Below are 14,020 nucleotides of genomic sequence, written 5' to 3' on the forward strand. Positions count from 1 at the left end.
CGCCGCGGGCCGCCGCCCGCGGCGGTCAGCGCCAGTCGGCCCAGCCCAGAGGCATGGTCTCTTCCCCGGCCCCCGACTGGGCCCGAGGCTCTCCCCCGGCCCGATTGAAGGCGGCCAGCGCTTCGATGAGGGCCAGCCGCTGCGTCGGGCTCAGACGCTCCACGATGCGGGCGATCTCGCCTCGGCGCCGGGCCGTGACGTCCTCCACGGTCTGCCGTCCTTCCTCGGTGAGCCGCAACAGCGTCTCACGACGGTTGCCCGGCTTGGTCTGCCGGTCGGCCAGACCGGCGGCGATCAACCGGTCCACCATGCGCATCGCCGTCGAGGGCGCCACCTGGAGCAGTTCGGCGAGCGTGACCAGCTTGGTGGCGCCCCGGGTGAACAGCACGACCAGCATCCGGAACTGCGGCAGGGTCACCTTGTCCTCGACCTCCGCCAGAGAGCGGGCCGAGACCGCCACCAACAACCTGGAGGCGGTCAGCACCTCCCGGGTGACCAGGTCGACGTCTTCCATCGCCCCCGCGGGGACTTCGCGCTCTGCCATGCCTCTTTTCTACCGCGCCGCTACGACCACCAGGTCACCGAGAACCCCAGCGCGAACAGGAGCGCCGGCAACCAGCCGTTCAGCACCGGCACCTTCACGCCCGAACCGCTCGTGACGGGCTGCGAGCGGGTCCCGGCCGGCTCGTGTGCACAGCGCGCAGGGCGCTCTGGTGGCTGAGCCAGCCGACCGGCTTGCCGTTCGGTTCGTCCAGGACCGGCAGGCCGGTGCCGGCTGCCGACAGCAGGGCGTGCAGGGCCTGGGCGAGTGGCTGGTCCGCGGTCACGGTCGCGGGCGGCTCGGCGAGCCGGCCTACCCGTTCCGGTGCCGCCTGCGGCTGCTCCGCGAGGGCCTCGGCCAGCGCCTGCGCGGTGACGACGCCGACGTACTCCCCCGCGTCGTCGACGACCGGCAGGGCGCCGTGACCGGACAAGGTCAGCAGGTCGGTCGCGTCCTCCAGCGAGGTGGAGGCGGCCAGCGCCGAGGGGAGCGGCTCCATCACGGTGTTCACCGGCTGCCCCCCGATCGCGGCGCCGGAGGCCGGCCCGTCGAGATCGATGCCACGGCGGCGGAGCTTGAGGGTGTAGATCGTGTCACGCGTCAGCAGCCGGCCGGTCGCAGTGGCGAGCACGATGGCCAGCATCAGCGGCAGAATGATCGAGTACTCGCCGGTCAGCTCGAAGAGGATCACGACCGCGGTGATCGGGGCACGGGCCGCCCCGGCGAACACCGCGCCCATGGCGACCAGTGCGTAGGCCCCGACGGCTCCCGCGGATGCGGGCAGGAGACGGTGGACCCCGATGCCGTAGGCGGAGCCGAGCATCGCACCGATGAAGAGGCTGGGAGCGAATACCCCGCCCGAGCCGCCGATGCCGATGGTCAGGCTGGTCGCGAGCATCTTGCCCAGCATCAGCAGGAGCAGGAAACCGACGGCGTAACCGCCCTCGGTCGCCCTCTGCAGCACCGGATAGCCGACGCCGTACATCTGCGGCAGGACCAGCAGCACCAGGCCCAGCAGCAGCCCGCCGGCCGCGGGGCGCAGCCACTCAGGACCTCGCCAGGCCCAGTCGCAGGCGTCCTCGATCAGGTACAGGACCCTGGAGAAGCCCACGCCGACCACGGCCGCGATGATTCCGAGCAGGGCGAACAGGCCGTACTGCGCGAGGTGGTCGACGTGGAAGTCCGGCAGGGTGAGGAAGGCGGTGTCGCCGAAGGCGGCGCGGCCGATCACGCTCGCCGTGACGCTGGCCAGGACCGTCGCGCCGAACGTCTCCGCGCTGAAGGTCCGGAGGATCAGCTCCATCGCGAAGAACACACCGGCCAGCGGCGCGTTGAACGTGGCGGCGATCCCGCCCGCGGCGCCGCAGGCGACCAGCAGCCTCATCCGCTCCTCGGTCACCTTCGTCAGGCGGCCGAGCGTGGAGCCGAGCGCCGAGCCGATCTGCACGATCGGCCCCTCCCGGCCGACCGAGCCGCCCGAGCCGATGGTCAGGGCGGAGGCGAGCGTCTTGACGACGGCGACCTTGGGGCTGATGCGCCCGCCGCGCTGGGCGACCGCCAGCATCACCTCGGGCACTCCGTGCCCTCGGGCCTCCTTGGCGAACCGCTGTACCAGCGGGCCGTAGAGCAGTCCGCCGATCACCGGGGCGAGGATCACGAAGCTGGGGCCGAGCCATGGCACATGCGGGTTCCCGGACCCGGGGTCCGCCGCGTAGTCGGCGTGCCCGGAGAACAGGTGGGTGAAGGTGGTGATGCACCAGCGGAAGACGATCGACCCGGCGCCGGCTCCCGCTCCGATCACCACAGCGAGCACCATCGGAACCCACGACGCCGACCGTCGGCGCGCCAGGGTGGCGGACGGCTTGGCACGCGCTCCGGCCGGGACCCGCGCCCGCCCGTCGTCCCTGACGTCCTTGCTGCCAGTCACTCATTCCCCTTCCTCACATTTGCATTATGCAAAGCGTGTCAAGGGTGCCATGCGCAGGACCGGAAACGGAAAGCCCATCCCACATGACGGAAGGGTGTGCTCGATGTCACAGACCGCTGTGGTAGCCGGCTCGTCGACTGCTGACACGGTCCAGCGGGGCAGGACGGACGGCGAGACGGGACGCAGACATCTGGCGAAGTGTGCCGTTGGCTCCGCTGGGCTACCCGGGTGCCATTTCTGCCGTCGACGCGATTGTCAGGTGCCTGCATGGAGCCGCACTACCACCCGCCGGACTGGCTCGAGGCCATCGGCTGGCTCAGCCTGTCCGTCGCCTTCGCCTGCGCACTGGTCATCCTGTTCGACATCTTCGCGCGCGGCTATCGCCAGAAGATGTGGATCATGAACCTCGTCTATCCCATCACCGCCCTGTACTGGGGTCCGGTGGCTCTCTGGTTCTACTTCCGCCACGGTCGACGCACATCACTGCCAGTGATGGGCCAGGAGGGAGGCATGCCGGACCCGGACCGGCTTCCCGGGTGGAACGTCCAGTCGAAAGCGGTCAGTCACTGTGGGGCGGGCTGCACCCTCGGCGACATAGGCGCGGAATGGCTGGTGTACGCCCTCGCTCTGACGATCGCGGGCAAGGCCCTGTTCGCCGACTTCGCCCTCGACTTCGCCTTCGCCTGGGTGCTGGGCATCGTGTTCCAGTACTTCACCATCGTGCCCATGCGCGACATCGGCAAGGCGAAGGGCATCTGGGCGGCCGTCAAGGCCGACACCCTGTCCATCCTCGCCTTCCAGCTCGGGCTGTTCCTCGGCATGTGGGTGTACCAGGAGCTGATCTTCTCGCCCGGCCTGCCGAAGACCACGGCCACCTACTGGATGATGATGCAACTCTCCATGATCCTCGGGTTCTTCACAGCAATGCCGGTCAACGCCTGGCTCGTCAGGATCGGCTGGAAGGAGAAGATGTGACCCACCGGCACGGCTGGACCCGCGCAGGCCCAGCCGCTGGACGGTAACGGGCGACGTTCTCCCGACGCACCGCCCGGTAAGCGCGCTCAGTGCTGTCGGGTTGGCGCGCGAGGGAGAACGACGGCCCTCTCGAGCCAGTTCCTGAGGGTGCGATCGGTGACGGTCAGGCCGGCCTCCCGCGCCCGGTCGCTGCGGTGAGGTAGTGCCGGGCGAGCAGCCCGCGGCGGGCGGTGGCTGCGGTGGCCGGCGAGGGCGTCCGACTGGCGGGCGACGGCTTCGTGACCCTTTGCCGAAGAGCGCCCGACGGCTGCTGCGCCTGCTGGCCCTCCATCCATCGCAGAAGATCGACACCGCCACGGCCGCCGCGCTTCGACGAACCGAGCGCCGCTGCCGAGCAGCCTCCCGCCGCCCTGACGGCAGCGCACCTGGTCGAGTGCACCGCGGCCGGCCGCTTCCGGCTCCACCCCCTCGTCCGCGCCTGCGCGGAGGAACGTATCTGCATCGACGAACCGGCCAGCCGCATCCGACAGGCCCTGGTCCGTCCGCTGGAACACGGCCGCAGCCGCGATGCCGCCGTACGACTGGTAACCCGTACCCTCCGCATACTCCGCCTGCCCATACCCCGGCAGCACGCCGAAGCGGACGAAGAGCCCAGGACGCTGCGGCAGCCGCACTCAGGGCGGGTACTCGCAGCCTGATGAACCACTCATCCGAAGTGCTCCGCGCACGCCAGGAGGAGGCGCCATGCCCGCCGACCAGCCTCCGGTCCTCGTCTTCGACGTCAACGAGACGCTCAGCGACCTCACGCCGCTGCGCGGCCGCTTCGAGGACATCGGTGCGCCTGGGCACCTGCTGCCGACGTGGTTCGCCGGAGTACTGCGGGACGGCTTCGCCCTGACGGCAGCGGGTGCATACGCGGACTTCGCGGACGTCGCACACGACGGAGTGCGGGCACTGCTGTCCGGGCTGGAGGGCTGGGCGGGAGACGACGAGGCCGCAGCGCGACACATACTGGACGGCTTCGCCGACCTGGACGTGCACCCCGATGTTCCGGACGGTGTACGGCAGTTGAGCGAGGCTGGATACCGGCTGACGGCAATGACCAACGGCAGCGTCACCCTGACCGAGCGGCTGCTGGACAAGGCCGGAGTCCTGGACCGCTTCGAGTCCCTCTGGGACGTGAGCGGCCCCCGCCGCTGGAAACCGGCCCCGGCCGCCTACCGGTACGCCGTCGAACGGGCTGGCGTACGGCCCGACCAGGCACTGTTGATCGCCGCACACCCTTGGGACACCGACGGGGCGCGCCGGGCCGGACTGCACGGTGCGTGGCTGCGACGCGGGGCGTCGGTGTACCCGAAGACGATGACCCCACCCAGATACGGTGCGCGAGATCTGCGGGAGCTTGCAGATGTGTTGACCTCCGAGCGACGGACCACCGCACCCACCATGTAGAGCCGGCCGAGTGCCGAAATGACCGGCTCAGACTCATCTGCGGCTGGACAACGGACAGCCCACACACCTGTCCGATCTCTGCTCAGCGGCCCAGCTCCGCGGCAGTGCTTCATCCGACGGCAGCTGCCGCCGGGCTTCGGCGAGCATCGGCGTGACCGGAGGAGTCAGGCCGCACCGTCACGTCTACGCGCAGCAACCCGTACTCGTGCGTCGGCGGCCCGACGGGCCGGGTCATGACCGGGACAGCGGCCACGACGGGCTGCTCGGCAGGACCAGAGGAGCCGCGGCACAGGGCACGGTCAGGGTTGTGGACGCAGGTGACGAACGTCCCCGGGTACATGTGCGGGTCGTGGCGAGCCACGTTACGGCGCAGGCGGGCCTCGTCGGTGCCGACCTGGCCGTCGGAGATCGTGAAGCGGGTGAGCTCGGCGAGCCGCGCTTCGGCATCCGCGCCGGCGGGACCGGTCAGGGCCGGCCGGTCCGCGTCGGCGCCGGTCTCGGCGAGGAACTGGCGCGTGCGAGGGCTTCTTCGCCCTCTACCTCGTCGCCGCCGCAGGACGGGTATCCCCGCCATGGGCAGCGCGGTGATCGAGTTCAGGATCCCGACATGTCGACCGAGATCATTCTCGCGAACAGCACTGTGGCGGACTGGTGGGCTGGCATCGGTTTCATCCGGTGGGCTACGTTGTGCAGCTATGACTACCGGGACGGCATTGCGCCACACACGGATTGGTGACCCGGTGCTCTTCTGAGCGCCGTACGGGCCGGTGCCGGCCCGCTGTCGAATCGAGGATCTCGCGCTGCTGCGCGGGCTCCGCCTCCGTCGTGTTGATCAAAGCTCGACACGTCAACCACGACAGGAGAATTCATGCCCACCAAGATGCTGCGGATTCCCACCGCGGACGGCCGGGCTGACGCGTTCGCCGCCTTCCCCGAAGGCGGCGGGCGGCACCCGGGGGTGCTGATGTACGCGGACGGCTTCGGCATCCGGCCCGTGCTGCGGGAGATGGCCGGCGAACTGGCCGGGCACGGGTACTACGTGCTCGTCCCCAACTTCCTCTATCGGCACGGCCCGGCACCGGTGATCGACCTTCCCGAGCACATCGGAGAAAAGGCCCGGCCCGCAATCTTCGCCCAGCTGATGCCCTTGATCGAGGCGCACACCCCCGAACGTGTCCTGAGCGACGCCGACGCCTATCTCCAGTTCCTCACCGCTCAGCCCGAGGTCAGCGCTGGACCGGTCGCGGTGACCGGTTACTGCATCGGCGGCCTCCTCGCGACGCGCACCGCCGCGGCCCACCCCGGCCAGGTGGCCGCCCTCGCCGCATTCCACGGCCCAGTGGGAGTCGACGGACCCGACAGCCTCTCCAGGCTCACCGCCGAGGTTCATTTCGGCCACGCCGAAAGCGACTTGACGCCCAAGGCCCTCGGTGAGCTGAACCAGGCCCTTGACGCGGCGGGCGTCGGCTACACCTCCGAGATCTACCCTGGCACCGTCCACGGCTTCACCATGTCCGACACCGATGCCTTCAGCCCCGCCGCACTGCAGCATCATTGGGACCGCCTGTTGCCGCTTCTCGACCGCACCCTGATCAAGAACTGACGATCCGGCCCGGGAGTCAAGCCGGAAAGCACACGCCTAAGGGCTTCTGGACCGACAGGCTGAGACTTCGAACACCTCACCCAATGGCACAGGAGCCCTGTCCGTTGCGGCCACCAAGGTCATCACCCGATCAGTGGCCACGCTGAAAAGGGTCATCTACTTGTTGCGGAAGCGGAGGACGATCACCACCAGCAGCGGTACGACGATCACCACCAGAAGCCACGCGGGAAGGGCTCCCGCCAGCGCCCCGCGAGCCATTTGTTCAGATCTCATACCGTTCACTCAGCCTCCTGGGATCGCGTCCCGGGCGGCTCGGGGAGCCGCCCCGGACATCCAGTTGTCACAGCGCCTTCAGGCCGGTCTTGACGAGATCCTTCACCTCCTTGGCATCGCCCAGCCAGTTCTGTAGGGGTTGTGTTCCTGGCCGAGGGGTCGGGCTGGGTGAAGCGGCCGATGCCGGCGTCGTCATAACGGGCCTGGAGGCGATGCAGGCCGGTGGGGTCCTGGTGGTTGCCGACGAAGCGGCAGGGCTGGGCGACCGGCTCGCTGGACTGGGCGAGCAGGCAACGCCGCGGGGGCTGTAGGTGTAGGTGTCGACCTTGTTTCCGTCCCTGTCGACCAGGCCGATCACCGAGCCGATCGCGTCGGTGAGGTGGTAGTAGATCTTGTTCCCGGTCGACATGGAGTTCAACGTGCCCCCGGGCTCGCGGCTGAAGCCCATGTCCACCCCGCCCGCCGACTTCGTCCGTTGTGAGGGAGCGTGTCGCCGAGCTTGATGCGTGCACTCTGGTCGGTGGACCCGTACTGACAGGCATACGTCTTGCTGTGACGGTGATGGACGACATCCGCGAGTGGCTACTGAGGCTTTCAACCAAGGGCGGGCAAGCGCAAACCCCAGCGGGCAACGCTGACCCGATGACAGCCGGGCACCGCCGTGCCCGCCGCCGCGATCCCCCTGCCCCTGAGACCGGCGCTCGCACGCCGACTCCCACCCTCCCGCCGACCGCTCTGTCATGGCAGTCGGCTGCCGGACTCCCCCGCCGAGAAAGGCCCCGGGGACCGCCGCCAAGGGTGGCGCAGATGGCTGAGCGCGCGCCGACGTCACCAAGTGCACCGACGGCGGCCGTCCAGTGACCGCTGTTTCAGGTGGCGCCGGCGGCACGAGGCTGTTCGGCCCTCCGCCACCCCCGAGACGGGTCCGGTCGGCCCTCGGGCGCAACCTGTCCGGCCCATGTGGCCCTCCCTCCACCCCTGCCATCCTCACGAGTACGGGAAGGCAAGGTGACGGCGATGAGCGGATCCGGCGGACCAGGGCGCGGGCTCCCGGCCGCCACCGCAGCCGAGAGAGCACCGACGCTCCTGCACCGTCCGGCGACGCCGCGTCGCCGGAAACACCCACAGGAGGTCACATGCGCTACGAGAACCGCGCGGACGCGGGACGGCGCCTGGCCCGGAACCTCGAGCACCTGCGCGACACGCGCGTGGTGGTACTGGGGGTGCCCCGGGGAGGGGTCCCGGTGGCTTACGAAGTCGCCCGGCACCTCGACGCCCCGCTCGATCTCGCCGTCGTGCGCAAGCTGCGCGTGCCGTGGCAGCCGGAGCTGGGTTTCGGCGCCCTCGGCGAGCACGGCGTGCGCGTCCTCAACCAGGACATCGTGCGAGAGAGCGGACTGTCTGCCACCGAACGGGAGAGACTCGAGCAGGCCGGGTCGGCGGAGCTGGAAGAGCAGGTGCGCTGCTGGCGGAACGACCGTGCGCCGTTGCCCCTGACCGGTCACAGCGCAGTGGTCCTGCACGACGCGGTGTCGACCGGTGCCGCCGCCGAGGCCGCCTGTCGGGTGGCCCGCACGCGTGGTGCGGCCCGTGTGATCCTGGCCGCACCGGTCGGGCAGGAGGAGTCCCTGGCGCACCTGCGGGCGGTTGCGGACGACATCGTATGTCCCCAGGCCCTGCGCCACATCGGCTCCGCCGACGCCTGGTACGAGGACTTCGCCCCGATCACCGACGCGGACATCGCCGCGCTGCTGGCCGAAGCCGCTCCGGTCCCTGGTTCCGCACACGGCCTTTCACCGGCGCACCCGGCCCCCGGCCGACCGGTGGCCGTGCCGACTCGCTACGCGCCGATGGCCGCCCTGCTCACGCTGCCCCCGGCCGCCCGGACGGTGGTGGCCTTCGCCCACGCCGGTAGCGGCGGCCAAAACGATCCACGCGACCGCCACCTCGCCTCCGCGCTCTCCCGGGCCGGTCTCGGGACCCTGCAGCTCGATCTGCTGACGGAGGACGAGGAGCACAACCGGCACAACGTCTTCGACATCACGATGCTCGCCCGGCGCCTGCACGCCGCCTCCGCGTGGCTCCGCCGGGAAACCGGTCTGCCCGTGAGCTACTGCGCCACGGACACCGGCGCCGGCGCCGCTCTGGCAGCGGCCGCGGCCGACGACGACATCCGCGCCGTCGTCTGCGTCGGCGGCCGCCCCGAGTTGGCGGGCCCCGCGGCACTGGCCCGCGTCCATGCCCCCTCACTCTTCCTCGTGGGCGCGCTGGACACACGTCAGCTCGGCTGCTCCCGCCTGGCCGCGGACTGGATGCGCTGCGACCACCGCGTCGATGTCATCCCCGACACCGGCCATCTGTTCATCGAGCCGGGCGCACTCGACACCGTCGCGGAACTGACCCGTGACTGGTTCATCAGCCACCTCGCCAGGGTGGACACACACGCACTGCAGGGGGCGCCATGACCACGTCCGGGGAGGACCGTGCCGAGCACAGGCCGCACCCACGTCAGCCCGTATCGCGGATCCTGCCCCTGGCTCGGATCGCCGGTGTCCGGGTGGGCCCGCATCGGTGTGTGCTCGTCATCATCAGCCTGCTCCCCGCCGCCCTGGCCCAGGGCATGCTCCCCCACTCGCATCCTGGCCGGTCCTCCGTGGCCTACGGGGCGGCCGGTCTGCTGGGGCCGGCCGCGATGAACCCGGTGCCGGCCGCTCGCGGGCCCGGGCGTCCGCAAGGCGGTCCGCGGACCTGTGTTCCCGATCGTGCGGCAGGTCTGTGGTCACCTCCCTGCCGCGGCTTCAGGCCCGTTCGGGCACCACTGCGACCGGACAGGGCGAGTGGTGCAGGACGGTGTGGGCGACCCGGCCGAGCTGGAGTCCGAAGTGCCCCGGACGGCGCCGGGCCCCGACGACCAGCAGGTCGGCCTCTGCGAACCGGACCGCCGACGCTCCTCGGTCCCGCCCTGGTGCACGACGGTCCGGTCCCCGACGCCCGGCTCGACGTCCGATCCGACCACCCGCCGGCGCATCGACCCATCACCGGGGCCCCGCGAGCGGCACCCGCCCGCGGGGCCGGGACCGCGACGGCTCCGCCGCCCAGCACTTCTCGCCGGCATGAGCCGGCGAAGCCCGGTCCGGATCGAGGCGGCACGCCGACGGACCGCACCTTCGCCGGAGCGGCGCTTCGGCGTGACGCCACTGCGCCGGCGGTCCTCCGAGGTCTGTCCCGGCGTCGCCGGCGGGGGCACGACGTCAGGCGATGACGAGACGGCCACCGGTGCCGGCGGCTTCGTCACCGCCGCCGCCGTGCGTCGCCCTGCAGCAGGTTCACCGACCGCGCGTCTCCGCGCGTCGCGCACGTGCCCCCGCACGACGTCGCCGCTCCCGGTGCCCGCGCGCCTGACGCGACGGCATTAGCATGGGTGCGTGCACGAGGGCGTGATCACCCTGTTCCTCGGCGGGGACGTGATGCTCGGCCGGGGCGTCGATCAGATCCTCCCGCACCCCGGTGACCCGGCGCTGCGCGAGGCGTACATCCGCGACGCCCGTGCCTACGTCGACCTGGCCGAAGCCGCCAACGGGCCGATTCCCCGGCCGGTCGACTTCCGCTGGCCATGGGGCGAGGCGCTGGACGTCCTGAACGCTGCCGCGCCCGACGCGCGAGTGGTCAACCTGGAGACCTCGGTCACCGGTGACGGGGACTTCACGCCCGGCAAGGGCGTCCACTACCGGATGAACCCGGCGAACCTGCCGTGCCTGGCCGAGGTCCGCCCGGACGTCTGCGCGCTGGCCAACAACCACGTGCTCGACTTCGGCCCGCGCGGCCTCCACGAGACGCTCGACTCCCTGTCGGAGGCAGGGCTGCGAACGGCGGGCGCGGGCCGGGACGAGGTACGGGCGAGACGGCCGGCGATCGTCCCCCTGGGCAGTGGCGGACGGCTGCTGGTGTTCTCCTTCGGGATGCCGTCCAGCGGGATTCCCGAGGACTGGGCCGCCACCGGGCAGCGGGCCGGCGTCGACGTCATCGCGCAGCCCTCGGCAGCCGCCGCCTCCGCCTTCGCCGACCGTCTCCGGCAGGTCCGCAGGCGAGGAGACATCGCGGTCGCCTCGGTCCACTGGGGCCCCAACTGGGGTTACGCCGTCACCGGCGCCGAGGTCGGCTTCGCCCACGCACTCCTCGACGCCGGCGTGGACGTCGTGCACGGACACTCCTCGCACCACCCGCGCCCGATGGCGGTGCACAGAGAGCGACTCGTCCTGTACGGCTGCGGCGACCTCGTCGACGACTACGAGGGCATCAGGGGGCACGAGAACTACCGGGACGACCTGCGGTTGCTCCACCTCGTGTCGGTGGAGGCGGACACCGGCCGACTGGCCGAGGCGAGGATGGTGCCCCTGCGTGCGCGCAGGATGCGGCTGGAGCATGCCTCGTCCAAGGACACCGAGTGGCTTCGTGAGGTTCTCGACAGGCACAGCCGGCGGTTCGGCACCCGCGTCGGCGGCGGTCCCGACGGCACGCTCGCGCTGCGGCCTTCGCGCGCGTCCTGATCGACGCCGGCCGGGGCTCTGCCCGGCGGCCGCCCCTGCCGGCGCTCCGGACCGGCGTGTCGGCAGGTCCGGCCGCTCCTGCTCGCTGCGGGTCTTCGCCTCCCGCGAAGACGCGTCGCCCGGGCGCGGGCCGCGGACACCGAGACGTATCAGGACCCGCCCACAGATCACCCGGGACGGGCCGCTGCCGAAGGGACAGCGGTGGTACTGGCGGGTGACTTCTTCGACGCCATCCCGGACGATGCCGTCGCCGTGCACGAGCAGTACGGCCAGCCCCCCACCGGCCTGTCCACGACGCACCTGTACCCGGTCGACGGGGCCACCCGCGAGATCAGCGAAGTGCGGCCGACGGCCGGCGTACGGGTCGCGCGGATGTCTCGGGCTCCTGCCGCACAAGGAGAGTCCGGCAGAAAACCTTCGTGGGCGCGGCCGCGCCGACGGGTCCGTCGGCGCGGCGTCGCTGTGGACGTGCGGTGGCGCGGGGGTTCAGGCCCAGGGCTGGCCCACGGCCCAGCTGGTGTCGTCGGTGAAGGAGGTGGCGCTGTCCCACGTGTGGGAGCCGCCCTGTCCGGCGATGTAGACGGCGTAGTTGAAGTGGCGCACGTAGTCGCTCGGATAGTTGACCGAGCGCAAGGAGTACCCCTGGCCGTTGTGACCGGCTTCAGGACAGAAGGTGGCGTCCTGAGCGAACTGCGAGGTGCCGTCGCCGGTGCCCAGGTGCAGTCGGAAGTCCGAGTGGCGCAGGTACTGGCCTGGCCTGTCGGTGGATTCGAAGGAGAGGCACGAGGAGTTGGCCAGTCCGGCTCGAACGGTCCAGGTGGCGGCGGCCTTGGTGGTGGAGCTGCTGGAGGCGGAGACCGGCGCGATGACGACGTCGGCGTCGTCGTGCACGATGTAGTCAGCGGTACAGCACGCGGTGGTCGCCCGCAGCGAGACCCTGGAGCCTGGCGTGAGCCCACCGGCGCCCGTCGACGTCGTGTAGCCGGCCGCGTCGATATTGGCCTGCACGGCGTTCTCGGTGGCGTCCGAGGGATAGCCGGAGGTCATGACACCTTCATAGAAGGTGCCGGCCGCGCCGTGGCTGTTGTCGCCGCCGATGCCGAGGATGATGGCTCCTTCCTTCTTCATCGGGTTGTAGCCCGAGACGTTGGGGCGCGGCCCGTTGTAGTAGGTGGACAGGCCGCCGGACTGGGCGTTGCCGGCGCGGATCGCCCAGTGGTTCGGCTCCCCCTTGACGACGGCCGTGAGGAATCGGGGGTTGACGCTGGGATCGCCCGCGTTGTAGCCCGCGTTGATCCCCGAGAACAGCCCGTTCTCCAGATCCGCCATGACCCAGGGGCCGTTGCCGGTGCCGTAGCCCCAGACCTTGATGTTGCCGAAGTAGATGGCCTCCATGGTGCCGTTGCCGTTGTCCCGGCTGTTGGTCTCGGCGTTGCCGTAGTCGAAGCAGCAGCCGCCGTTGTAGTGGGTGCCGTCGAGGACCGCGTACATCCCTTCGGGCTGATCTCCCGTCGCGATGCCGTTGGTGTGGTTGTTCCGGTAGCCGGTCCCCGGCGCCACGAAGACGCCGTACGCCTTGTGTCCTCCCACGGTGACCGGCGCGGCGGTGGCGTCGGCCAGGTTGTCGTATCCGCCCGCCGCCGGTCCGGAGAACCCTCCCGGCGGCGCCTGGGTGAGGTGGTTGCCGCGGCCCGACTGGTCGTAGATCACCGTGATCAGACAGGTCGTCCCGGCGCAGAAGGCGTCCTGTGCCGCGGCGTTGGCGTATCCCCCAGTGCTGAGTACGCCGATGTCCCTGATGGTGTTGTCCGAGGTACGCCTCACCTGGTACAGGGGACCGTTGTAGGAGGCGTACAGGGCGCGAGTCGTGCTGTGCGCCGCCGCACAGGGCGTTCCGCCCGCGGCATAGAGGTCGCAAGGCTGGGCGGACGCTGCCGCAGGGGCAGTCCCGGCGCCGGCCGGGTGTCCCGCGGATGGCGCGCCTGCCCCCGTGGCGGCCGCCTGGCCCCCGAACAGGGCCGCGGTCAGGGCCAGTCCCGACGCCAGGACGGCGAACGTTTTTCCCCGCCGTGCGCGGCTCAAGAGTAACGACATGATCTCTCCTCCTGGGAGGGGTAGGGAGATGTCACGGGCATGGAGTTGTCGGTGGCGTGCGTGCATGCGGTTACGGGCGGGATCGAGGACCAGGTGCTCTCCTGGCCCCCGCTCTCGGCTTGTCCCTGGCTTACCTCGACCAGCAGGTCGTTCGATATCTCGGACATTGAGCGACTCACCGGACAGACGTTGATGGTAGGGGGCGGCGCGAGCATGTCAATATTCCGCGCACGGCACATCCCTTCGCCCAGGCCCGCGTCCGGCACGCGGCCGTGCGGTAACGCCGGCTCGTCCCGCACCCGTCCGGCAGACGTGCCCCGCACTGTCGGCACCAGGGAGGCTTCCTCGTCCATGGGAACCTCATCGGGCCCCACCACGCGGATCCCGATGGGCCCCGCCGGCGTGGGAAGTCGATCTGGCTCCACCCGGCGGTCAGCAAGACCGTGAAAGGCTCGGCGGAGGGACTATGCGGTCGATGAGACCGACGGGCGGTCGAAGTGGCCGAGTTGAGTTGTCGGGTGCCCAACGGCGGAATCCTGGCCGGTCTTGGACACAGCGATGAGTTCTCGCGGCCTGGAGGGTCTCATCACCGTCATCGACAGCGCAGG

10 protein-coding genes and 2 pseudogenes are annotated in these 14,020 nt (G+C 70.7%); 6 read left to right on the forward strand and 6 right to left on the reverse strand.

The window, feature by feature from the left end:
* Positions 1–25 precede the first annotated feature (25 nt).
* Positions 26–544, reverse strand: coding sequence for a MarR family winged helix-turn-helix transcriptional regulator (locus tag ACH5A8_RS25380; RefSeq protein ID WP_399005580.1), 519 nt, complete (start codon positions 542–544; stop codon positions 26–28).
* Between the two features lie 94 nt (positions 545–638).
* Complete coding sequence (locus ACH5A8_RS25385; RefSeq protein WP_399005930.1) at positions 639–2,357, reverse strand: chloride channel protein; 1,719 nt, start codon at positions 2,355–2,357, stop codon at positions 639–641.
* A 378-nt stretch (positions 2,358–2,735) separates the two neighbouring features.
* Between ACH5A8_RS25385 and ACH5A8_RS25390 the strand changes: the two genes are divergently transcribed.
* The gene (locus tag ACH5A8_RS25390; RefSeq protein ID WP_399005582.1) at positions 2,736–3,443 is read left to right on the forward strand and encodes a DUF4396 domain-containing protein; all 708 of its coding nucleotides are present in this window, start codon (positions 2,736–2,738) and stop codon (positions 3,441–3,443) included.
* Between the two features lie 43 nt (positions 3,444–3,486).
* Here the strand turns inward: ACH5A8_RS25390 and ACH5A8_RS25395 are convergent.
* Positions 3,487–3,778 (reverse strand): annotated as a pseudogene (locus tag ACH5A8_RS25395) (transcriptional regulator); the annotation flags it as partial.
* Between the two features lie 409 nt (positions 3,779–4,187).
* Here ACH5A8_RS25395 and ACH5A8_RS25400 point away from each other — a divergent pair.
* The 3 genes from ACH5A8_RS25400 to ACH5A8_RS25410 all read left to right on the forward strand — a co-directional run bounded on the left by ACH5A8_RS25400 (position 4,188) and on the right by ACH5A8_RS25410 (position 6,498).
* Positions 4,188–4,895, forward strand: coding sequence for a haloacid dehalogenase type II (locus ACH5A8_RS25400; protein WP_399005584.1), 708 nt, complete (start codon positions 4,188–4,190; stop codon positions 4,893–4,895).
* A gap of 349 nt (positions 4,896–5,244) precedes the next feature.
* Positions 5,245–5,631 carry a hypothetical protein gene (locus ACH5A8_RS25405; RefSeq protein ID WP_399005586.1) on the forward strand — a complete coding sequence of 129 codons (387 nt, stop codon included), beginning with the start codon at positions 5,245–5,247 and terminating at the stop codon, positions 5,629–5,631.
* A 132-nt stretch (positions 5,632–5,763) separates the two neighbouring features.
* Positions 5,764–6,498, forward strand: a complete 735-nt coding sequence (locus ACH5A8_RS25410; protein ID WP_399005588.1) for a dienelactone hydrolase family protein — start codon at positions 5,764–5,766, stop codon at positions 6,496–6,498.
* Positions 6,499–6,838: 340 nt separating this feature from the next.
* Here the strand turns inward: ACH5A8_RS25410 and ACH5A8_RS25415 are convergent, their stop codons facing one another.
* A complete protein-coding gene (locus ACH5A8_RS25415) occupies positions 6,839–7,180 on the reverse strand; it encodes a hypothetical protein (protein WP_399005590.1) in 342 nt (113 codons plus the stop codon).
* Positions 7,181–7,907: 727 nt separating this feature from the next.
* On the opposite strand from ACH5A8_RS25415, the gene ACH5A8_RS25420 reads away from it, so the two are divergent.
* Positions 7,908–9,236 carry a phosphoribosyltransferase family protein gene (locus ACH5A8_RS25420; RefSeq protein ID WP_399005592.1) on the forward strand — a complete coding sequence of 443 codons (1,329 nt, stop codon included), beginning with the start codon at positions 7,908–7,910 and terminating at the stop codon, positions 9,234–9,236.
* Between the two features lie 333 nt (positions 9,237–9,569).
* On the opposite strand, the pseudogene ACH5A8_RS25425 reads toward ACH5A8_RS25420, so the two are convergent.
* Positions 9,570–9,698, reverse strand: a pseudogene (locus ACH5A8_RS25425) (universal stress protein); the annotation flags it as partial.
* A 498-nt stretch (positions 9,699–10,196) separates the two neighbouring features.
* Here ACH5A8_RS25425 and ACH5A8_RS25430 point away from each other — a divergent pair.
* Positions 10,197–11,318, forward strand: coding sequence for a CapA family protein (locus tag ACH5A8_RS25430; RefSeq protein ID WP_399005594.1), 1,122 nt, complete (start codon positions 10,197–10,199; stop codon positions 11,316–11,318).
* 486 nt (positions 11,319–11,804) lie between these two features.
* Here the strand turns inward: ACH5A8_RS25430 and ACH5A8_RS25435 are convergent, their stop codons facing one another.
* Positions 11,805–13,412: an alpha-L-arabinofuranosidase B gene (locus ACH5A8_RS25435; RefSeq protein ID WP_399005596.1), complete on the reverse strand. Its 1,608-nt coding sequence runs from the start codon at positions 13,410–13,412 to the stop codon at positions 11,805–11,807.
* Positions 13,413–14,020: the final 608 nt, after the last annotated feature.

Source organism: Streptomyces sp. NPDC018610, assembly GCF_044391765.1.
In the GTDB taxonomy this organism is placed as follows: Bacteria; Actinomycetota; Actinomycetes; order Streptomycetales; family Streptomycetaceae; genus Streptomyces.

Bases quoted from the DNA above. Each gene is read 5' to 3' on its own strand.
- ACH5A8_RS25380 (WP_399005580.1), bottom strand. From the start codon at position 544: ATGGCAGAGCGCGAAGTCCCCGCGGGGGCGATGGAAGACGTCGACCTG.
- ACH5A8_RS25385 (WP_399005930.1), bottom strand. From the start codon at position 2,357: ATGGTGCTCGCTGTGGTGATCGGAGCGGGAGCCGGCGCCGGGTCGATC.
- ACH5A8_RS25390 (WP_399005582.1), top strand. From the start codon at position 2,736: ATGGAGCCGCACTACCACCCGCCGGACTGGCTCGAGGCCATCGGCTGG.
- ACH5A8_RS25400 (WP_399005584.1), top strand. From the start codon at position 4,188: ATGCCCGCCGACCAGCCTCCGGTCCTCGTCTTCGACGTCAACGAGACG.
- ACH5A8_RS25410 (WP_399005588.1), top strand. From the start codon at position 5,764: ATGCCCACCAAGATGCTGCGGATTCCCACCGCGGACGGCCGGGCTGAC.
- ACH5A8_RS25415 (WP_399005590.1), bottom strand. From the start codon at position 7,180: ATGTCGACCGGGAACAAGATCTACTACCACCTCACCGACGCGATCGGC.
- ACH5A8_RS25420 (WP_399005592.1), top strand. From the start codon at position 7,908: ATGCGCTACGAGAACCGCGCGGACGCGGGACGGCGCCTGGCCCGGAAC.
- ACH5A8_RS25435 (WP_399005596.1), bottom strand. From the start codon at position 13,412: ATGTCGTTACTCTTGAGCCGCGCACGGCGGGGAAAAACGTTCGCCGTC.